General features: G+C 31.9%; 18 protein-coding genes. 4 read left to right on the top strand and 14 right to left on the bottom strand.

Features of this window, described 5'->3' with window-relative positions; translation table 11 throughout:
• On the bottom strand, positions 1-174 hold a 174-nt coding region (locus ACEN2I_RS03205; RefSeq protein WP_441764683.1), incomplete at its 3' end, for a transposase.
• Positions 175-399: 225 nt separating this feature from the next.
• A complete protein-coding gene (mnmE, locus tag ACEN2I_RS03200; RefSeq protein WP_441764681.1) occupies positions 400-1800 on the bottom strand; it encodes a tRNA uridine-5-carboxymethylaminomethyl(34) synthesis GTPase MnmE in 1401 nt (466 codons plus the stop codon).
• A gap of 184 nt (positions 1801-1984) precedes the next feature.
• On the opposite strand from mnmE, the gene ACEN2I_RS03195 reads away from it, so the two are divergent.
• Both ACEN2I_RS03195 and ACEN2I_RS03190 read left to right on the top strand, forming a co-directional pair.
• Positions 1985-2818, top strand: coding sequence for a universal stress protein (locus tag ACEN2I_RS03195; protein ID WP_441764680.1), 834 nt, complete (start codon positions 1985-1987; stop codon positions 2816-2818).
• 68 nt (positions 2819-2886) lie between these two features.
• Entirely contained in the window at positions 2887-4659 is a 1773-nt protein-coding gene (locus tag ACEN2I_RS03190) for a MutS-related protein (RefSeq protein ID WP_441764679.1), read from the top strand.
• Between the two features lie 90 nt (positions 4660-4749).
• Here the strand turns inward: ACEN2I_RS03190 and ACEN2I_RS03185 are convergent, their stop codons facing one another.
• From ACEN2I_RS03185 to ACEN2I_RS03170, 4 genes are all read right to left on the bottom strand, one after another.
• Entirely contained in the window at positions 4750-5175 is a 426-nt protein-coding gene (locus tag ACEN2I_RS03185; RefSeq protein ID WP_441764678.1) for an HIT family protein, read from the bottom strand.
• Between the two features lie 143 nt (positions 5176-5318).
• Positions 5319-7556 (bottom strand): TonB-dependent siderophore receptor, encoded by a 2238-nt coding sequence (locus ACEN2I_RS03180; RefSeq protein WP_441764677.1) that lies wholly within the window; start codon positions 7554-7556, stop codon positions 5319-5321.
• A 248-nt stretch (positions 7557-7804) separates the two neighbouring features.
• Complete coding sequence (locus ACEN2I_RS03175; protein ID WP_441764676.1) at positions 7805-8530, bottom strand: hypothetical protein; 726 nt, start codon at positions 8528-8530, stop codon at positions 7805-7807.
• A gap of 104 nt (positions 8531-8634) precedes the next feature.
• Positions 8635-11049, bottom strand: coding sequence for a TonB-dependent siderophore receptor (locus ACEN2I_RS03170; RefSeq protein WP_441764675.1), 2415 nt, complete (start codon positions 11047-11049; stop codon positions 8635-8637).
• A 262-nt stretch (positions 11050-11311) separates the two neighbouring features.
• On the opposite strand from ACEN2I_RS03170, the gene ACEN2I_RS03165 reads away from it, so the two are divergent.
• Positions 11312-12472 carry an MFS transporter gene (locus tag ACEN2I_RS03165; RefSeq protein WP_441764674.1) on the top strand — a complete coding sequence of 387 codons (1161 nt, stop codon included), beginning with the start codon at positions 11312-11314 and terminating at the stop codon, positions 12470-12472.
• Positions 12473-13038: 566 nt separating this feature from the next.
• On the opposite strand, the gene ACEN2I_RS03160 is transcribed toward ACEN2I_RS03165, so the two are convergent.
• The 5 genes from ACEN2I_RS03160 to ACEN2I_RS03140 all read right to left on the bottom strand — a co-directional run bounded on the left by ACEN2I_RS03160 (position 13039) and on the right by ACEN2I_RS03140 (position 17205).
• On the bottom strand, positions 13039-13515 hold the full coding sequence (locus tag ACEN2I_RS03160; RefSeq protein WP_441764673.1) for a DUF6265 family protein: 477 nt from the start codon (positions 13513-13515) through the stop codon (positions 13039-13041).
• Between the two features lie 117 nt (positions 13516-13632).
• Positions 13633-15918 carry a DNA topoisomerase 3 gene (locus ACEN2I_RS03155; RefSeq protein ID WP_441764672.1) on the bottom strand — a complete coding sequence of 762 codons (2286 nt, stop codon included), beginning with the start codon at positions 15916-15918 and terminating at the stop codon, positions 13633-13635.
• 86 nt (positions 15919-16004) lie between these two features.
• Positions 16005-16199, bottom strand: coding sequence for a hypothetical protein (locus tag ACEN2I_RS03150; protein WP_441764671.1), 195 nt, complete (start codon positions 16197-16199; stop codon positions 16005-16007).
• 3 nt (positions 16200-16202) lie between these two features.
• Complete coding sequence (locus ACEN2I_RS03145; protein WP_441764670.1) at positions 16203-16916, bottom strand: DUF3667 domain-containing protein; 714 nt, start codon at positions 16914-16916, stop codon at positions 16203-16205.
• Between the two features lie 43 nt (positions 16917-16959).
• Positions 16960-17205: a hypothetical protein gene (locus ACEN2I_RS03140; RefSeq protein WP_441764669.1), complete on the bottom strand. Its 246-nt coding sequence runs from the start codon at positions 17203-17205 to the stop codon at positions 16960-16962.
• Between the two features lie 89 nt (positions 17206-17294).
• On the opposite strand from ACEN2I_RS03140, the gene ACEN2I_RS03135 reads away from it, so the two are divergent.
• The gene (locus tag ACEN2I_RS03135; RefSeq protein WP_441764668.1) at positions 17295-18056 is read left to right on the top strand and encodes a response regulator transcription factor; all 762 of its coding nucleotides are present in this window, start codon (positions 17295-17297) and stop codon (positions 18054-18056) included.
• A gap of 118 nt (positions 18057-18174) precedes the next feature.
• Here the strand turns inward: ACEN2I_RS03135 and ACEN2I_RS03130 are convergent, their stop codons facing one another.
• From ACEN2I_RS03130 to ACEN2I_RS03120, 3 genes are all read right to left on the bottom strand, one after another.
• On the bottom strand, positions 18175-19335 hold the full coding sequence (locus ACEN2I_RS03130) for an FAD-dependent oxidoreductase (protein ID WP_441764667.1): 1161 nt from the start codon (positions 19333-19335) through the stop codon (positions 18175-18177).
• Positions 19336-19397: 62 nt separating this feature from the next.
• Positions 19398-20153, bottom strand: coding sequence for a helix-turn-helix domain-containing protein (locus tag ACEN2I_RS03125; RefSeq protein ID WP_441764666.1), 756 nt, complete (start codon positions 20151-20153; stop codon positions 19398-19400).
• Positions 20154-20616: 463 nt separating this feature from the next.
• Positions 20617-22065 (bottom strand): hypothetical protein, encoded by a 1449-nt coding sequence (locus tag ACEN2I_RS03120; RefSeq protein WP_441764665.1) that lies wholly within the window; start codon positions 22063-22065, stop codon positions 20617-20619.
• Between the last annotated feature and the right edge of the window lie 344 nt (positions 22066-22409).

The following is a 22409-nucleotide window of genomic DNA, read 5'->3' as shown; positions in this document are numbered from 1 at the left end:
CTTTTTAGAAATAATTGGTTGTAGATTAGTAAATGTTTTTTGAGAAGACCTCCATTTATAAATACGCTCTACCTGGATACCTAGTTCATCTGCTAATTCTTTGATGTTTTCCCGCTCGTAACTTAATCGTACTGCTGATGATTTAAACTCAGCACTGTAAACTCGTTTTTTCATAATTCTAAGATATTTATTTTTATTTAAACAGTCTTAAAATTTATGTCCCAGTAAATGTAGCAACTCCAATTTATACCTCGCATTTTCAAGGTACAAATAAGGTACAAATTTAATCAAAACATCACATAATATCCAAAAGAAAAAGGAATTAAAAAACGAGTTAAAATATTGTTTATAAATAGTTTAACTCGTTTATTTGTTTTTGTTTTGTGTTATTTTGTCCTGCTATTTTCCGATACAGAAATTAGCAAAAATATTTCCCAGTAATTCGTCATTAGAAACCTGCCCCGTAATAAGCCCGAATTGGTATAAACATTCACGAATGTCCAGTGCAATTAAGTCACTTGACAGATTAGTTTCTAGACCAAATTTTACTTTTTGTATTTCATCTAAAGCTTTAAGTAAAGAATCATAATGTCTTGTGTTTGTTACTATGGTTTCATTATTACGAAGAGCACCGGTATTTACAAATGAAAGTAATTCATTTTTTAATTCGTCCACACCAGTGTTTTGTTTAGCAGAAATTTTTAAAAGTTTCAAGTTTAAAGTTTCAAGTTTTTCATTTATTATTTCAATTTCATTTTCATTCAGTAAGTCTACCTTGTTTACAACAACTAATATTGGCTTTAAAGGATATTTATTTTTAACTTTTTCAATTTCGACAATATAGTCAGAACCTGAAACCTGAAACTTGAAACCATCAAACAAAAATATAACAACTTGTGCCTGATCAATTTTTTCGAATGTTTTTTTGATCCCGATGCTTTCTACAACATCTTTTGTTTCGCGAATTCCTGCAGTATCTATGAATCTAAAACCAATTCCGCCAATTACCAGTTCGTCTTCAATAGTATCGCGAGTTGTTCCGGCTATGTCAGAAACGATAGCACGTTCTTCGTTTAATAAGGCATTTAATAAAGTTGATTTACCAACGTTTGGTTCGCCTACGATAGCAACCGGAATTCCGTTTTTGATGACATTTCCAACGGCGAAACTGTCAATTAAGCGTTTTAAAACAAATTCAATTCGGTTTAGTAATTCATGAAATTGAGTTCTGTCGGCAAATTCTACGTCCTCTTCGGCAAAGTCTAATTCTAATTCAATCAGTGAGGCAAAATTCAAAAGTTCTTCTCGCAATTTTGCGATTTCATTACTGAAACCACCTCGCATCTGCTGCATAGCAATTTGATGAGAAGCTTCGTTATCTGATGAAATTAAATCAGCAACAGCTTCAGCTTGTGATAAATCAAGTTTTCCGTTAAGAAATGCTCTAAGTGTAAATTCTCCTGCATCAGCCATCCTACAGCCTTTTCTTAATAATAACTGAATAATCTGTTGTTGAATATAAGTAGATCCGTGACAGGAAATTTCGATCGTATTTTCGCCTGTATATGAGTTTGGGCCTTTAAATATCGAAACTAAAACCTCATCAAGTGTTTTTGAGTCATCTACAATATGCCCTAAATGCAAAGTATGTGTTTTTTGGCTCGTTAAGTCTTTATTTTTGATGGATTTAAAAACTGAATTTCCAATAGCAATTGCATCTGAGCCTGAAATTCGAATGATGGCAATTGCTCCAGCGCCTGAAGGAGTGGCTAAAGCAACTATAGAATCTTGATTTATCATGCAGCAAAGGTATAAAAAAAGCCTCAAAATTACGAGAGAGTAGCTTTGTGTGCATAACGATTTTTAAAAGATAGTCTTTTATGTTTTTAAGAAAAGGCTAATTGTTAAAATACTGATAATTATCAGGTTGATTTGTTTTTAGAATGGTTAAATTTGAGAAACAAACCTTTAAATATAAATTAAAATGAAAAAGATATTATTCCCAACCGATTTTTCTGAAGCAGCAACAAATGCGTTTGTACACGCTTTAGAATTTGCTAAAGTTGTCAATGCCGAACTTATTTTACTCCATACTTTTGAAATTCCGGTATATGATAGTCAGTTTTTTCCCGAAAATTACGCAGCCATTTATAGTTCTATAGAGTTAGCAAAATTTGAGATGTTTAAGGACGAAATTCCAAAGCTTAAAACGATTGCGATGGAAAGGAATTTAGAAGAAATTGTGATTAAACATCGATTAATGGATGGCGATTTGTTGTATAATTTAAAAAATGCAGTTAAAGAAGACGATATCGATTTTGTTATTATGGGTACAAACGGGGTTTCAGACTGGACTACTTTTTTTGTAGGTTCTAATACCAGTTCTGTAATTTCAGGTGTTGATGTACCGGTTTTATGTGTGCCAATAGATGCTAAATTTAAAAATATAAACGTTATTGGTTTTACGACACGTTATCGTGAGAAAGATAAAAAAGAGTTGAAAAAAGTCTTGAAAATAGCTAAGAAAATGAATGCGAAAGTTCGCAGCTTATACGTTAAAACTACAGTTTCTGATGTTTCTCTGGAAACTACAAAGGAATGGGAATCTAGTTTTGCCGATGAAAATGTTGAATTTTTAGTGTTGCCAAGTGATAACGTAAAAGAAACAATACTCGATTTTATACTTTATAAAGATGTTGATATTCTAACCACAATTACTCATAAGAGATCTTTTTTTGAAGGTCTGTTTGATTCCAGTTTTAGTCAAAAAATAACAAAAGAGGTTTCAATTCCTGTTTTAGTTATGCATGATAACTAATTTCGGTTGTAATTAAACAGTATTTTGTAGCGGTAAAACCTATATTTGTGATTCATTAAATTAAAAAGATGGATTATTATAAAAACAGGCTTTCTTACTACACAGAATCATTACATAAAACTAATAAAAAATATAACACTATCAGTCTTTTGAGGCTTTTAAGTATTTTCAGCTGTTTGTTTCTGATTTTTTATTACATCAAAACAGATAACATTTTATATTTAATTGGTGCTTTAGTGTTTTTTGTTGGTTTTATTTTTTTGATGCGTATTCATTCACGTTTGTCTTTTCAAAAGCAGTTTTTAACAGCACTTTTAAAAATAAACGAAAATGAAATTTCTTTTTTGAAAAGAGAAAAACTTCCTTTTGATAGCGGTATTGAGTTTAACGATTTTCATCATCCTTATGCTTACGATCTGGATATCTTCGGTGACCATTCTTTATTTCAGAATTTAAACAGAACGGCAACTTTTGTTGGAAAAAAAACATTAGCGAATCAATTATTGAGATTGAATTCTAATGTAACGATTCTTGAAAATCAGGAAGCAATAAAAGAGCTTAAGTCTAAAATAAACTGGCGACAGGAATTTTTTGCTTTGGCAGCTGTCAGTCATGACAGTAAAGAATCATTCGAATCCTTAATGTATTGGAATTCATTTAAAAATAACAGTTTACCTAAAGTTATAAATTTACTTTCAATTTTTTTTCCAGTATTATTTTTTGGAATTTTGTCAGCTTATTTCATTACTTCAAAAACCATTTTACTGTCCTATCTGACATATGTTTTTATAGCAAATTTAATTGTTTTGGGACAGTCATTTAAACGAGTTCAATCTGAAATCGCAAAAGCTGATAATATCGATAAAACAATAAAACAATACGGTTTGCTGGTTCAGAAAATAGAAAACGAAACTTTTGAATCTAAAAAATTAAATGATTTGAAACAGCAGTTAGTTTTTAAAAATCAAAAAGCAAGCTCACATTTAAAACAGCTGTCAGAGTTGTTTTCGAGAATGGATACCATTAATAATTTAGTGACTTCAATAGTTTTCAATGGAACATTTTTATTTAACATTCATGTTTTAAAATCACTTTTAAAATGGAAAGATAACTATTCGACAGAACTTGCAAGATGGATTGAAATTATAGGCGAATTCGAAATGCTGAATAGTTTGGCTAATTTAGCTTACAATAATCCAGATTTTGTTTTTCCTGAAATCAATTTAGAATACAAAATTGGCTTTAAAAATTTAAGCCACCCATTATTAAATCCGGTTAGCAGGATAGGGAATGATACTCATTTTTACCCTCAGTCCTTTATGATTTTAACGGGCTCTAATATGTCCGGAAAAAGTACTTTTTTAAGAAGTCTGGGTATTAATATGGTTTTAGGTGGAATAGGTTCAGTTGTTTGTGCTTCAGAGGCTAATATGCACCCATTACCAGTTTTGGTTTCAATGCGATTATCAGATTCTTTGGCAGATAGTGAGTCTTACTTTTTTGCTGAAATCAAGCGTTTAAAACAAATTATGGATGCTCTTGAAGTAGAGCCTGCTTTTGTTTTATTGGATGAAATTTTAAGAGGAACCAATTCTGATGACAAACGTAACGGAACAATTGAAGTGGTAAAAAAAGTAATCAGTAAAAAAGCAATTGGTGCAATTGCGACACATGATATCGAAGTTTGCCTGACTACTAATGAGTATCCTGAAACTTTGACCAACCAATGTTTTGAAGTAGAAATATGTAATAACGATTTGCATTTTGATTATAAGCTTCGCAGCGGAATATGTAAAAATAAAAGCGCTTCATTTTTAATGCAAAAAATGGGAGTAATTTAGTTTTAAATTTATACAATTTAATAAAAACCTTTTTCTATTTTCAAAAAGAATAGTAGAAAAAGGTTTTTTAGAATTTATAAAAACTACTTTTTATAAGTTGGATTTTATTTTTTCAATTACAGCGTCATATTCTGAATCAGATAAATAGGTCTTTTGAGGATTCATTTCAAAAACACTTCCAAATCCGTAGCCATCTTTATATTTAGGGACAATATGTATGTGTAAATGTGATAACGTATCGCTGTAAGCACCATAATTAATTTTTGTAGGATCGAATGCCTTTGCAATTGCTTTGGCGACTGTGGCAACATCTTCCATAAATAAATTACGCTGTTCATCACTTAATTCGTAAAGTTCAACGGCATGATCTTTGTAAACTACATTGCAGCGTCCGGTATATGATTGTTCTTTAAACAGGAACAGTCGAGATACTTTTAAATCCCCAATTTTTATCATTAATTGTTGTAAGGTGTCATTGTTTTGACAATAAAGACATTCTGAAACTGGACTAGGCATATTTTTAATAAATAAAGGTTTATAATAATTGAAAGTGCTTTCGGCAAAAATACTTTTTATTTTAAAAGAAAAAACTTTTTCTGCTTTTCAAAAGTGAAAGAGGCAGAAAAAGTTTTAGAAGAGATTATAATCTAAATTTTAGATTACAATTTGTATTTCAAGCTAACCATTACCTGACGTGGAGCAATTGGGTTTACACTATAGTTTTCATGAACAGTATAATTTAACTCATCTGTAATATTTGATAATTTACATAAAAGAGAGATTTTTTTCCAGTTATATCCAGCAGAAACATCAATAGTTGCATATCCTCCTAATGGAATTTCTCTGTACCAGATTCCGTCAGGATATTTTGTAAGATCAGTATTGTATTGGTTGTTCCATCCACCAATTCTTTTTCCTATATAATTTCCGATTGCTCCAACAGAAACACCTTTTAAAAATCCTGACTGCAAAGTATAGAAAAAGCTTAAATTAGCCGTGTTTTGAGGCGTTCTTGCTACTCTGCCTCCTTCAATAAAACTTCCATTTGCACCAGATGTTTTGGTGTAACGCATATCATTATAACTGTATCCTGCAATAACGCTTAAGCCTTCAATTGGTCTCGCGGTAATATCTACTTCAGCACCTTTACTTTTCGTTTCTCCACTCATAACTTTAATACTAGTATCAGAATTTGGAGTAACACCATCTTGCATAAATATTGCTGTTTGAACTAAATTGTCATTTGTAATTTGGTATACAGTTATATTAGTACTTAAAATTCCTTTCCAAAACTCTTTTTTAATACCTGCCTCATATTGATCTATGATAGAAGGGTCAAGTGGCTGGTTGTTGAATGAGTTTCCTGTATTAGGAGTAAAAGAATTCGAATAGCTGGCAAACAAAGAGATATCTTTTGTTGGTTGAAATACTAAACCTGCTTTTGGCGAAAATGCATTGTCTAAACGTTTTGGAGCAATTGTTGGCACTGCATTTTGTGGATTTCCAGCACTTGTAGAAGTTTCTTTGTACGTAGTCACTTCCGTTTCCTGCCAAGACCAGCGAACACCAGCAAGAACCTTAAATTTATCGGTTATTGAAATTAAATCCTGAAAATAGGTTCCAAAACGATTGGCGTCTGTTTTTGTAATTTGGGTATTTATGGCTTCAGGAATATCTGTTCTTTGTGTTAAAGGGTCGAAATCAAAAAGATAAATAGTATCATAATTTGCCGGAGAGAATACAAAAGTATAAGCAGTTGTAAATGAGTTTTCCCAATCAGCACCAGTAAATATTTGATGTTTTACAGATCCCGTATTGAAATTTCCCTGCAAGCTTAATTGGTCTCCAACTATTTGTTCTAAGTTTTTAGCCTGAGTTAATGCTCTATTCCAATACCCCGGAATTGGATATGTTTTGATATCATCTAAATTAGATAGCTGAGCAGTTGATTTTTGTGTTCTGTTGTAATTTTGAAAAGAGCCATTAAAATTCAATTTCCAGTTTTTGTTGAATTCATGATTCACTAATACAGAAGCACTTGAAGATTTTGTGTTTCCTGTTGACCAAAGTGCACCAAAATAAGTATTACGAGGAATATCTAGAATAGTTTTTCCGATAATTCCCGTTCCAAAATCAGGAGTCCAGTCTGCTGTTAAATAATCTCCTTGTATTGTAATCTGTGTTTTTGGATTAATATAAAAAAGAAAAGATGGATTAACATAAAAACGTTCGTTTTTTACAACATCTCTAAAACTTTCTGAATTTTCATAAGAACCATTAATTCTAAAAGCAATTGACTTGCTGAGTGGTCCATAAAAATCAATAGATGGTTTGTAATAAGCATAACTCCCCATTTGCATTGACATTTCACCACCTCTTGTAAATGATGGTGTTTTGGTTACTAGATTTAATATTCCGCCTGGTGCCACATTTCCAAATAATAATGCCGAACCTCCTTTAAGAAATTCTACTTTTTCTAAACCTGAAATATCAGGAATAGAACCTGCATTATAACGAAATCCATTTTTAAACATATTATTGGCAGACATATCGTATCCTCTTGAGTAAAAAGATTCCTGAGCACCTCCACGTGCTGAGCTTACATAAACACCATTTGCATTTTTTAAAACTTCACTTAATCTTATGGCCTGTTGCTGTTCGATAACTTCAGAACTAATAACTTGTACAGTTTGAGGATTGTCCATTGGTTTTAATCCAGAGCGAACCGCTGTTACAGGTTTTGGTTCTTTGTTTTTAGTAATAATTACCTCATTTAGAATCTCGCCTTTTTTATTTTTTACGGTATCATTTATAGCGAAATTGTTGTTGTGTGAATTTCCCTGACTATAAGTTGCAAAACTTATAAAAGTTAAACCTAAAAGTAAAATATATTTCATAGTATTTATTTAGAATAATTTAAAATAATGTGATGCAAATATATTGTGTAAGTTTATCATTTAAAAGCTTATTTAGAATAATTATTATTTATTTTCTAACTATTTTATTTTTAAATATTTATGCTGCTTTTTGAGCGCAAAACGGATAAACAAACTAAAAATAAACTTTCAGACAAATAGTTTTTGAAACATAAAAAAAGTCTTTTTCTGGATTGAAAAAGACTTTGAAAACTTTAAGTTTTTAATATTTATTTCACAGCAATTAAGTAAGTTGCCATTTTCCAGATTTCATCATATTTCTTTCCGTTATGTTCTCCTGATGCTTTTTCTGTATAAGCAAATTCAATCATATAATTACCTGACCAGATTGGTGTAAAGGAGATTTCTCCTTTGTCATTTGTCCATAATTCTTTTTCCCAGCCATTCGGTGCAATTACTTTTACTTTTTGTTCTTTTGCAGAAACCCCTTCGTACAATGCAAATACGTTAATTTTAACGTTTTTCTTTGCCAAATCGGCATTTTCACTAAATACGCCAATTATATTATTATTTGCAGTGGCATAATTTCCTAAAGTTTTGTTTCCCACTACAACTGTTGCACTTGAGTTATAATCTAAAACCATAGTCCCGTAAACATCTTTTACTTTATGGTGCATTACAATGGTATAAACTCCGTCTTCATCTGGTTTAAAGAAAGCCTGGTATTTGTTTTCAAGGGCTTTAGAGGTTAACTTAGTTTCTTTTTTTGAAGGAGAAACTAATATCAAAGTGAAATCTTTTAAATCTGAAAACCATTTGTCGGACTTTGTAATATCATTATCTGAGAATTCTCCAAAATAAACAGATACTTCCTGTACTTTTCCTTTTGTACCTGTTGCGTTAGTCTCTATCCAAAGGGCGTGAGCAAATAAAGAAGATGTTGATACAAGCATTAGGAATGCAAGCACTATTTTTTTCAGTAAATTTAATTTCATAATATAATTTGTTTTAAAGACTAAATAATTTTCTACAAACTTAAAGCTTATTTAGAATAATTAAAAACAAATAACAATTTAATTTATTCAAGCGTGACTTAGAATTAAAATTTATAGCTAAAACTAGCTACTATATTTCTTGGTTTCTGAGGATTAACTGTTCCCCAGCTACCATTAAAATACTCTTTGTTTGCCAGGTTATTGATCTTTAAAGCAACTCTGAATTTGCTTGTACCGTAAAAAACAGATGCATTTATAACAGTGTACGACGGAAGTACAAATTTACCAAGTATTTCACTGTTTACAACTGCATTTTCACTGGCATAATTTCCTCCAAAGCCTAAACCAAAATCTTTCAGGATTCCGGAATCAAATTTATATGTTGTCCATAGGTTTACTAAATTCGAAGGTCCTGACCACATTGGTCTTTTGCCTTCTTCCAGAAACACATTTTGAACATCTCCTTTTGTTACTTTACTGTCGTTATAACTGTATCCTGCAATAATAGTTAAACCTTTCAAAGGTTTAGAATTCAAATCCAATTCTAAACCTTTGCTTTTTGATTTACCACCCTGGAGACTTTTGTTTACATCAGCCGGATCTACAGTTAACAGATTGGCAACGCTGATATCATAGTAACTTATTGTTGCATTTAACTTATCGTCTAAAAGATTTGCTTTGATTCCAAACTCTAATTGATTGGCATGCTCTGGTTCGAAGATCTGACTTCCTGTTGCACGATCAGGTGAAACGTTTTTAAAACCATTCATGTAATTGGCAAATAAGGCTAGTTTATCTTCAATTGGCTGATATAATAAACCAAATTTTGGAGATAATGCCGTTTGATTATAATCATCATCATTTTTTGTAATATCACGTTCAGCATCAAAATAATCGACACGTAAACTGGCCATTGCTATTAATTTATGTGTAATATTGATTACATCAGATGCATAAATGCTATAGGTATTATCTTTTAAATTATAATTATCGGTTCCTGTATTTGAAAGTAAATTATCTACAGATGATTGAGTTAAATAATATGGATTAGTATCATCATATTGCCTAATTTCACCCTGAGGCGTAACTTTATATACACCATTAAATCCGGTACCTCCGTACATTATGTCTTTTTCAAAATAATCAAGACCAATTACGATTCGATTACGCATATTACCAATCTTGAAATCACCAATAAAATTTTGCTGAATATCAGTTGTTGTGGTAAATGAATTTTCTTTGGTAATATAAATAGAAAAATCGCCCTGCTCATCTTCATTATCATAAAGATAAGAATAATAACCGTTAGATTTTGTAGACCCTCTTGATAAAGCAGTTTGCGAAGTCCATTGATCTGATATCTTATAAGTCATTTGGGCCTGCAAGTTGTATTTAGGGTTTTTTACAGACAAGTCATTGTTGGTAAAAGACAACTTTGTATTATAATTTAATTCGTCAATATTGGCAAATTGTAAAGAATTGCTTCTTCCTAAAAATAGCATTGCAGGTGTTGTTTTTTCTTCCTGCATAAATTCGGTACTGATTAGGAAAGATAATTTTTCATTAACCTTGCAGGATAGGACAGGAGCTGCAAAATAAGAAGTACGAAAACCGGCATCCTGAAAACTATTTTCTGTCTGATAAGCGGCATTTACCCTTATGGCAACATTGTCATAATCATCTGCAGCAGCATTTACATCTGCAGTAGCCCGGTTAAGACCAAAACTTCCGGCAAGATAAGATGCTTCTGCACCAAAACCTGAATAGGGTATTTTAGTTACGGTATTTATAAGTCCGCCATAAGAAATAAGACTACTTCCGAATAAAGTTCCGGATGGGCCCTTTATAATTTCAATTCTTTCAATATTAGCAGGGTCTAAACTACCATTTGTTAATCCTGGCAATCCATTTACAATATTAGCCTGTGTTACAAAGCCACGTAAACTATAAAAAGATCCACCGCCTCCTGCACTCCCTGTAGATTCCCATAATTTTTGAATGCCTGGCACATTTTTCACAGCATCTTCAAAATTAGTTATGGCTTGTTCCTTTAATAAATCTGCTGTAATGACATTATAAACTTGTGGGTTTTCAATATTTTTCAGCGGCATTTTAGACACATAATTGCTTTGTTTCGGAAAAAATTTTACTCTGTTACTGTATATGGTTACCTCTTCTAATTCTTTACTCGAAACTTTTAACTGTAAATTTAAAACTGTAATATCATTTTCTGAGAGGGTTACTTCTTTTTCTAAAGTTTCGTAACCTGCTAAAGAAATCTGTAAGATGCAGCTGTTTGTTTTTACTCTGTTGAATTCAAAAGCACCATCTTTATTTGTTATAGTACTATATTTTGTGTTTTTAAGAATTACGTTTACATCAGCTGCAGGATTCCCATCTGATGTAGTTATGACTCCTTTTAATTTTCTGTTTTTTTGGGCAAAAGTGTTTGTAGCTAAAATGAGAAATGAGAAAATTATAAAGATAAAATGCTGAATTCGTTGGTTATAATAATTCATTTTTGGTTGCGTATTTATAATTAATGAAAATAATATAAATGTAAAAATTAATATTTCTTTAACAAATTATTTAGATTGATTGTATATGATTTTTTAATATTCATAAATCTAAGGAATAAAAAAAAGCAGTAATCATATTTTATATTACAAATTTTTAAGCATATAATTGTTTTAGTTTCTGGAAGATTTTAGAAAAGTTAAAACAGGGGAAGTTGGTTTTAAAAAGCTTAATTTTGCCGCAAATTAAATTGAACAAGCCTAAATGATTATTTCTTTTTTAAAAAAAATACACAATACCCCTAAAGGATTTAGATTAGCTAATACCGTATTTTTTTTTGTTTCCGGATTTGGATATTCTTCATGGGTTTCCCGAATTCCACACATACAGGCAAAATTGCATTTATCTGAAGCCCAATTTGGAGCCGTCTTATTTGCATTTCCAATTGGTTTGATGCTTACCATGCCTTTTACAGGAAAACTTTTAAACAAGTACAGTAGCCGATATATCATGCTTTTGGGGGCAATCATGTTTAATATTGTTTTAGCTCTGCCGGGTCTGGCTGCTTTTGTATGGCAGCTGGTCATTATTCTTTTAATTTTTGGAGCATCACGCAATATTTTTAATTTGTCAATTAATGCACAATCTCTGGAGGTGCAGAAATTATATCCAAAATCAATTATAACAAGGTTTCACGCTGTTTGGAGTATTGCTGTTTTTTCGGGAGCTGGTTTAGGATATATAATGGTAACACAGCATATTGCTCCGTCTGAGCATTTGTTGGGAGTAAGTATTTTTATGATGGGACTTACCGCATGCTTTTACCCAATGAGTATTCATAATGAGCCTGTACCGGTTAAAAAGAAGTTCTTTTCGATGCCGGAAAAAAATCTGGTTAAGTTTGCTTTGATATGTTTTGTTTCGATGGCTTGTGAAAATACAATGTACGATTGGAGCGGTATTTATTTTGAAAATATATTAAAAGCTTCACCAAAAATGACCAGTGCGGCATTTGTTTTTTTCGCCACTGCGGTTACATTAGGACGTTTATTTGGAGATCATGGCGTAACGAAATTCGGAACAAAAAAAATTCTGCTTTATAGTGGAGTTTTAATCAGTACCGGTTTCGCTGTTTGTTTCATTTTCCCGTATGCTTATCCAACTATTTTTGGGTATGTTTTAATCGGATTTGGTGTTTCATGCGTGGTTCCGTTAGTGTTTAGTCTGGCCGGAAGGTCGTCAAAATTAAGTAGTGGTTCTGCATTGACTTCTATTTCAACAATCGGCTATCTTGGGTTTCTATTAGTTCCGCCTATGGTTGGTTTTATCTCCGAATATTTAAGCATGAAATGGGCTTTTTTAATAATGGCGCTTTTGGGTTTAATGATGATTTTTATGGTGAATAAGATTGGGGAGAACGAATAATAGTTATTTAAAATTTGTTACAATCTCAATTTTATAAGCTTCCTTAATCTTTTCTGCAATTTTTATAGCTTCTATTCTATTTATTTGCAAAATACAATGTAAAATGTTTTTCGTTATTGTCGAACACATTTATTTTAACTGTTCTCTCGGTTATGGTTGTAGTTGCACCAGATCCAAATCCTTTTCCTCAAAAAAGTTTGTTTTACTATAAGTTTCAAATAAGGCAACATATTTTATTTTAGAAAAGTATTTCCATTGTATTCCTATACAGATACCATAAAAAGAAAATAATTTCCTAAACTTTTTATTTTGAAAATCAATTTCTAAACCTTCTGTAGAAATAAGAAAAAATCCCAATATGCGATGAAAAAATAAACTAATAACCAAATAGGTCCATTTTGTTTATTAATTAAAATTAAAGCTAATAGACTGGGGATAAATTATAGGTTTCCTATTATATTTGTGATTTGAGATTTTTTTTCAATGTAAATATATTTTTTCAATCTTGAAGATGCAGATGTTTTTTTTTAAATTTAGATTAGCAACAAATATATTAAGAATTGTTTTTACCTCTTTGTCATAATAAACCTTTCTGTAGTCAGTTTTCCTTGTAGTTTTCCAGAAATCTCAGCATTCAAAGTATTATTAGTACCTTTTGTATAGGTGATTTTTTGAGGATAATCATGCTTTGGATTTTCAAAAACCAATTGTTGATCAGATTCAGAAGTTGCCTTAAAAGCTACTGCTTTCTCATCGTTTTGACCTTTCACAGTGGCAAAATAAGTTAGGGTTTCTCCTTTTTGAGCTAAAACAATGGTTTCAAAATGTAATGTGTCATTTTGTTTTACAAAGTAAGAATATGCATTGAAAGTACTGTCGTTTAGTTTTTCCCAGTTTTCTGTCAACATTCCGTCAGGGTTTTTATTTTCCCAGTTTCCAATCAGCCAGTCTGCAATTTTAATTTTGTCTTTCTCTATCGTTTCCTTTTTCTGACAGGAAATCACAGTTAATATTAGAGCTAAAAGAGTAATTTTCAGTGACATATTTACAAGATTTTGCTATTCGATTAAAGTACTAAATTATGAAAAAAGGATTAGATAATTAGAAAAATTTGGCAATTAGACAATTAATTATTAATATCTGATACAAAACTTTACTAACTAACCGCAAAGTATTGCATATACTAATTCTTTCGTCGGTTTTTGGTCTTTCAATTTCGCTCTGACATCATCAAAAGTCATTTTAAAATCACAGCCTAATTTATAATCACCACAGCCATAAGCCGTTTTTCCTTTAAGAATAGTTCCTTTTTTACACTTCGGACAAGCTAATGTATCCGATTTTGTTTTCGGGATAGTTTTTTTAGGTTCTAATCTGAGTTTGTAATTTTCTTCAAATCTAATTAATCCTTCAACTGTTTCGGAATCAATTTTAAATCCTTTTATATTAACGGTAGAACCTTTTTGAAGCAATCGTAAATATTGACTTTCAGTAATTTTTTTGTTTGAAAAAACAAAAGGCAATACAAAATCGCAGCCTGATCTATATTCGCTACAGCCAAATGCTGATTTTCCTTTTAAAAGATTTCCCTTTTTGCATTTTGGGCAGGCTTCTGAAGCGATTCCTTCAGTTTTCTTTTTCTCGACTTTTACCGCTTCTTTTTGAATATTTCCTGCATGTGAAATATTGGCGTGTTTGGTTTCACTACGTACTTCAGTAACCAAAGCTTCGACCATCCTTTTCATGTTTTTTATAAAGGCTCCGGCAGTGTAAGTTCCTTTCTCAATGTCTTTTAATTGTTTTTCCCAAGTACCTGTCAATTCAGCCGATTTTATTAATTCATTCTGAATCGTCTCAATGAGCTTAATTCCAGTTGGTGTTGGTAAGACTTGTTTTTTGTTTCGAACAATGTACTGGCGTTTAAAAAGCGTTTCAATAATGTTTGCACGAGTAGAAGGGCGCCCGATACCGTTTTCTTTCATCAATTCGCGTAAATCTTCATCATCAACTTGTTTTCCCGCAGTTTCCATGGCCCGAAGCAAAGTTGCTTCAGTAAACTGATTGGGTGGTTTAGTTTCTTTTTGAAGAAAGGAAGGTTCATGCGGTCCTTTTTCGCCTACAACAAAGCCTGGTAATAAATCTGCTTCTCTTTCTTTAGCATTAGGGTCTTCAAAAACGACACGAAAACCTTTTTTTAAGATCTCTTTACCCGTAGCTTTAAAAGTAACATCTGCTGCTTTTCCAATTACGGTTGTATTTGCAACCAGACAATCATCATAAAAAACAGCAATAAAACGTTTTGTTATAATGTCATAAACCTGTTGCTGATTGTAAGGCAAATTAATTTCTATTCCTGTTGGAATAATCGCATGGTGATCGGTTACTTTTTTATCGTTGAAAACCTTAGGCGATTTTTTTATTTTTTTTCCTAAAATCGGTTGTGTCAAGGCACTATAATTCGATAATTTTTGTAAAATCCCCGGTACTTTCGGATAAATATCACCAGGCAAAAAAGTGGTATCAACTCTTGGGTACGTAACTACTTTTTGCTCATATAAACTTTGGGCAATTTTAAGTGTTTCATCTGCAGAGAACCCAAATTTTTGATTGCAATAAACCTGTAAACCTGTTAAATCGAATAGTTTTGGGGCATATTCGTTTCCGTTTTTTTTATCAACAGAAACAATTTCGAAATCACTTTCTTTGACTTTATTGGCTAAAATTTCTCCGTCATCTTTATTCAAAAAACGACCTTCTTCATAGCTAAAAAGTGTTTCTCTGTATAAAGTCTGCAATTCCCAATAGGGTTGGGGCTTAAAATTTTCGATTTCTTTAAAACGCTCTACAACCATTGCTAAGGTTGGTGTTTGCACACGGCCGATAGACAAAACTTGTTTATAACCGCCATGTTTTACGGTATATAAACGCGTGGCATTCATACCTAATAGCCAGTCGCCAATTGCTCTTGAAAATCCGGCGTAGAATAAATTATCGTAATTGGCAGAAGGTTTTAAGTTTTCAAAACCTTCTTTTATGGCTTCGGTGGTTAGGGACGAAATCCACAAGCGTTGTACTTCTCCTTTATAATTTGCTTCATTCATTACCCAACGCTGAATCAATTCTCCTTCTTGTCCGGCATCCCCGCAATTAATTACCATTTCGGCTTTGTCAAAGAGACTTTTTACAATTTTAAATTGCTTTTGAATTCCTGAATTCTGTACCACTTTGGTTTCAAACTTTTCGGGAAGCATGGGCAGGTTGTTCAAATCCCAGCTTTTCCAGTGCGGCTTGTAATCATTAGGTTCTTTTAAGGTACATAAATGCCCAAAAGTGTAGGTCACGGCATAACCATTGCCTTCATAATAGCCATCATGCTTGGCATTGGCTCCCAAAACGGATGCAATTTCTCTTGCTACACTTGGTTTTTCGGCAATACAGACCTTCATTTTTCTCTTTTACATTTGAAGAGCGAAAATAGGGATTTAGAATTTGGTATTAAAATGAAATTTCATCCGTTGTGATATGGATGCTTTTATTTTTCGGTTTTGCTTTTATAGTTTTTTATAAGAGCATAAATTGAAAACAAAAATATTATAATGTATAAAATATCTAACCAAGGCTGTTTAAATCGTAGGTTTTCAAAGTCGAAATGTTTTACCAGTGTCCAGCCTAAAATAACTGCCACTACACCAAAAACAAATGAAGGCATTTTGTTGTCTTTTTTCATAATTTAATTTTTTATTACGTCGATTGTTATTCCCACTGCAAATATAAATAGGAAGAAAGTTATCATTCCTAATACGTAGCATATTAATGCTTTGAAATAATTACTTATCTTCTTTTTATCAAAGAAACTCCCTGTCGCCCAGGTTAAATAAATCATGCCAATCACTCCTGCGATGTTTAATGATTTGATGTAAAAAACACCTTGTATAATAGCGAAAAAAGCAAAAATTAACATTGAAATTCCAAGTACAAAACATAACATGATGAGCAATTCAAAAAAGTTATAGCCGTATTTTTTAAAGAATACTTTCAGCCATATTGCAATAAACATTCCTGACATAATATTCATGTACCCATAATTTGCCTGAAACCAGCCTAAAATTTTTACGAATGCAGATTTTTCCATTCCTTGATATTTGACATATTCCTCTTCAATATGAAAAAAATGGCTGATAAGGGTATAAATTAATGATGATAAGATTATAAAAATTACCGGTTTTACAAGACGGATCCTGTTTTCTGAAATATAATTTCTAATATTTTGTCCCGGATTTATAAAAAGTTCTCTGATTGTAAACAGAATACCACGATCAAAATGCAGTACATGTTCAATCTCATGAATGATATAATGCCTGTCGATCCTTTTCAAAACGGAAGGCTGTCCGCAGTTGGAACAAAAGTTATGATTTATTTCGTTATTACAGTTTTTGCAATTCATTTAGGTTCAACTTTTATTTTTGATTAGTAGAGCAAAGTACAAGTTAGCTGCTTTGGGAACTACGTTTTTTAATTTCCGAATTTAGTTCACCCATAGGGCTGTAAATTGGGATAATCGTGATAAAGGCAAGAGGTAAAAATATAGTGAATAAATTGTATTTGGATAGTATTATCATAGTCGTCAGAGCGATGAACCATAGAATTCCAAAGCTGATAACATTTTTTTTTACCGTTTTTTTATTTTGGAGAAGTTCTTCCAGACTAAATTCAGATAGAGATTTTTTCTTCATGATAAAAAATTTAAAGTGACATACAAAAAAAGCAAATGGTTTTTAATTTTACCTTACACTTTTGTGTAGTTTTTACTTACTTTTATAAGATGGAAAATGAAAAACACTCCTTACTCAGCAGGAATAAAATAAAAGCAGTATCTGATGCGGATAAACGTCAGTTCAGCAATTATTTGGAAGTGGTGAAGTCCTTTGGAAAAATGACCTATCAGAGTGTTTATGTGATAGATTATGAGCAGATTAAATTCGAATTTGTTTCTGATAATCCTTTGTTTTTATGCGGTTATTCACCTGAAGAAGTGCTTGAAATGGGGTATGAGTTTTATTTCAAAAATGTTCCTGAGCAAGATTTAAAATTGCTAAATATCATTAATAACGCAGGATTTGACTTTTATGACAAATTGCCCAATAATGAGGAGCGAAAATTATATAGCATTTCTTATGATTTTCATTTAAAAGGAAAATATAATAAGCCCATCCTTATCAATCATAAACTGACACCTCTTTTCCTGAACGAAAAAGGAGCTGTTTGGAAATCATTATGCATTGTCTCTATTTCACATAGTCAAAAGGCGGGCAATGTTATCATAAGTAAAGAAGGTTCACCTATTTTATGGGAATTGGATTTGACGAAAGAAGTTTGGATTACGAAAGAAAAATTAAAACTAAAAGATAAAGAATTGGAGGTGCTTCGATTATATGCTCAAGGATTAACGATAAATCAGATTTCCGAAAAAATGTTTGTTTCACCAGATACCATAAAATATTATAGAAGAAAAATTTTTGAGATTTTTAATGTCAAAAATTTTACAGAAGCTCTTTCATTTGCAATAGACAATAAGATTATATAAAAACATTAATACATTTTTTACGGAATGCTTCATAAAGCTCATGCGAGAAACGAAGTATTTTTGTTTTTTAATACTATTTGCTTCGCTTTTTGCAATTACTTCTTTTAACTATCCGTTTTTATGGTCTGCCAAAAAAAGTCAACATCGTTTTCAAAGCCTCTTTTGAGTGCATTTTTTCTCCATTTTCAAGAGATTCCATTGCTGCTTTTGATGCCCTTTCTCGCATGATGATTTCAAAATCTGAAATAGCTTCCTGAACGGTTTTGTACTTATCAGAAGTTAAATATTCACTTAATTCCAAAGCATCAAGCATTGCCATATTTGCACCTTCGCCTGCAAAGGGAGGCATAACGTGAGCGGCATCGCCAATCATGGTCAAATTTGGCAAAGCTTTCCAAGTTTGGTCCAAAGGCATGCAATAAATTGGTCGCGGAATAAATGAGGTTGAAACATTTTCTAATAATTCATACCATTTACTGCTCCATTCCGGATATTCGGATTTAAACCATTCCAGTATTTGTGCTTTATCAGCATAATCCAGACCATTTGTTGAAGTCCAGTTTTTATCGGCTTTAAAACTGAGGTAAAAACCAAGATCGCCGCCGCCTTTTTGGCCCAGCAATATATTTTGGTTATCTCCAAATGCCATTATTTTTCCGCCATCAATTAATGAAGTTATATTTGGTGCGTTTTTTTCCGACTCATAAATAGTACCTTCAAGCATTAATATTCCAGTGTAAAAGGCTTTAATGTCTGTAATATAAGGTCTGATTTTCGAATTGGCGCCATCAGAAGCAATGACAATATCTGCGTAAACCGAATTTCCTTCTTTAAAATACAATAGCCAGCCTTCGTTTTGAGCTTTCATAGAAACAAAATGGCTGTTCCAAATAACAGTTTCCGGTCGTAAAGATTCTAATAATATTTTACGTAATGCACCGCGATCGATCTCAGGACGAAAATATTCATTGCCAAAATCTTCGTGAACATTGGTTTCATGATCACTGAAAAACATTTCAGCCTTTTCGTTTAATATTAATGTTTTGTCTGCACCTGGCAGAAAATTGTTTTTGAATTCTTGAAATAAATGAGCCTTGTGAATCGCTGCTAAACCTGATCCTTCATGCAGATCAAGAGGAGATCCCTGAACACGTGCATCTTTGTTTAAATCTCTTTCGTATACTTTAACATTTATGTTTTGCAATTGTAAAAGTCTGGCTAAAGTAAGTCCGCCGGGACCGCCGCCAATGATGGCAACTTGTTTGTTTTCTAGTAACATTCCGTTTATGTTTAATTAATTTTGTTCCGCGTTTGGCATATCAGCCAATTGTAGGGACAAAATTACTGCTCTTTTAAAACGGATAATAGTATAAATCGGTCATTCGTATTTTTTAATAATTCGCTTGGAACTACACCCGAGAATTTTTTGATCTCTTTGATGAAATGGTTTTGATCGGTGAAGTTTAATTCCGGAAAAAGTCTTCCTTTTGCAATATGCTCTAATGATGCTTTGAAACGCAATATTTTGCAGAAAGCATTTAACGAAAGTCCGAATTGCTTATTGAAATAACGATTAATTTCTCTGCTGCTCCAGGCTATTTGTTCTGAAAGTTCCTGTACTTTTATTTCGCCGTTTAAAGCATAAACCAGTTTAAAAAGTTTGCGTTTTCTTTCGTCGATTTCTTTAGGTAAAAGTTCCTGTAGTTTTTTTGTTATTTTAGAATGAAAGGTATCAAAATTTTTTAAATCGTCGTTTGTAACATTCCAAAAGTCCTGAGGCAAAACTTTGGCACTATTTAAAATATCGGCAATAGAAGTCTGTAAAATATATTCGGCACCCAATGGCTTAAAACTAATTTTAAAAGCAAGTGTATTGGCTGGAATAAACTGTTGTTCAGGTACATTTTCAAGGCCAATAAGCGCAATTTGAAAAACCTCCGGTTTAGATTGCATAAAAAACAAATCAATTCTTCCATCTGGCATTAAAACCACTTCCATGTCTTTATCTGACATATTATGAAACATTCCAATATTTTCTACAAAGTCGTTAAGTGACTTATCTGGTTCTATAGCTTTGTAGTAGAAGTGGCTGTTCATTTGAAGTAGAGGTTTTTTGCTACGAAGGTACTAATATAAAGAGTTTTTTGTAAAAGTAGTTGCGGTATTTCAGTGCTAAGAACGAAACAATCACACTAAGAAAAGTTATTTTATAGATCATAGTTTAGGGTTTAAAAACATGCAATTATTGCGCTGCTTTAGTAATATAATAAAGATAAAACTATACCATTCTGAGATATTAAAAAGGATGTTTACTCGCTTATTTGAAAATGGCGATGTGACTCAAAAAAATAATTAATTTAAAGATAATTGAAGAAAAAAAGTTGAATATGTTGTTATTTAATTTATAAACAATTGTAACACTTTAAAATAAAAATTATATCTAAATTATTTTCTAAACATTTATGATTTATCCTGTGAACAAAGCAAAAACCACAGGCAGAAGCTTGTGGTTTTTTGTACTTATAAATTTTTGTAGTATGTTAAATGATAAAGTGACTTACTATTTGCTATTTAATTTTAGACGTAAGTTATAATCTGCCATAATTTCATCAACATGTTCCTGTTTGATTTGTTTTCTGCTTAAACCTTTCAGGCTTCCTACATATCCTGTAAATAGATGGCTAATGTAAAGAGGCGAAAGATTCGATTTATGAGATGTGTTATGACAGGAGAAACAATTAACAATATTATCAACTGTATTAGCGTGTATGGACGATGGTTTTCCAAATCCTACCTGAACATAGGTTTCCATGGTAATATTGTAGGCCGCAATGGAGCCTCTTGTCAATTTTCCGGGTGTAGATTCTGAAAGAGTACCACTTAATGAGTCTAGTAAAGCAGCTTGTGCCGGTGTACCATTGTATCCTTCTGTGTTAATCCATATTGAACCATTGTAAAAATAATTATTCCAAACACCTTTCAACTGTTTTTTAACACTTTCATTAATGGTACGAATATTATTGAAGTTCTGCGAGCCATTTTGACTTGTTTTCATATAAAGCTGCACATTATGAGAACCTTTAATTGCTTTTTCTATCGGGACACCATATTTATAAACAGAAAAAACATCTGTATAAATCCCATTTTTTGAAGTTATATTCGTAACCGTTGAAGTGCTTCTTTTATTAAAAAAAGGATAATCAACTGTACTCGTTACAGGTGCATCAATTGTTGGTGTAGCTTTTGACCAGTCGTAAGCAGGTGCAAGATTATCATGTTCAAAAGTAGCCCATACAAATTCAGGATGATTCTCTACAACTCCAACTACATGCATCCCTAAAAGAGCTACTCTTGTCTTTACTCCATTGATAACTCCCTGAGTAATAAAATAAGAAGAAGGATCTTTAAGAACGCTCGCATCAATCCAGGAAGTTTTAAGTTCTAATGAGCCTACAGGAAAAGTTACGTCTTTCACTTTGGAAGGGTCGTTTTTTGCTATTGGACCATATTTCAGCATAGTTGTGTAGAGAAGTTTATCCATGAATATAGAATAATAGATCATAGTAGATTTAGGAGCACCTGATGGATAATTGGGTGTTTTTAAAATATCTGTGGCAGAACTTGCCTGAGCAGTATCCGTTAAGACAATTCCATTACTTGAATCTAATCTTTGACCTGTCGAATTTACCTGAATTAGATTGGTCATAAATAAAGGCACTCCATTTACTTCATTGGTGAGCCAAAGAAATTTTTGCCAGGACCATTGATGAAAGTCACAGTTAGTTACTGTTGCATTGTTGGCAAATACGCTTGTTGGCCCTTCATTTGGAGGAGGAGTATTGCGAGTGTTGTTTACGATCGTAAACCAATCAACAGGAGCTAAACACTCAGAAGAAGTCTCACTGTTTTTAATATTTGTATAATTATCTTTATCTCCGTTCGACTCCTTTTTACAGGCAAAAAATAAGATTAGTGCAATTAAAATCAATGACTTTTTTTTAGTTTCCATATTGTTTTTTTTTTAGTTGAGCTGTAGTTATCTCTTTTGAAGACTTGAAACTAAGCAATTAAGAAACTGACTTTTTAAAAAATGTCTTGAGCCTTCGATATTTAGGTACAAGAGAGGAGAAATGAATTAAAAAATCTTGACGTTTTATTTCAACAGGATTTTTTAGTAAGTAAAATTTTATCGATAACCTGTAATTTATTTCCTTATAAAATTAAAACTAAAGCTTTAGAATTTGTTTATAACTGCAAATTCACGCCATCTAATTTTTTTAAAAGAAACTATATCCAAATATTATTGATAAAGTTTTATAATCTATAATTCATATTAGTTGTATTGGCTTACAC

The sequence above is a fragment of the Flavobacterium sp. W22_SRS_FK3 genome, assembly GCF_052113665.1.
In the GTDB taxonomy this organism is placed as follows: Bacteria; Bacteroidota; Bacteroidia; order Flavobacteriales; family Flavobacteriaceae; genus Flavobacterium.
This window is presented reverse-complemented; position numbering and strand designations above follow the sequence as displayed.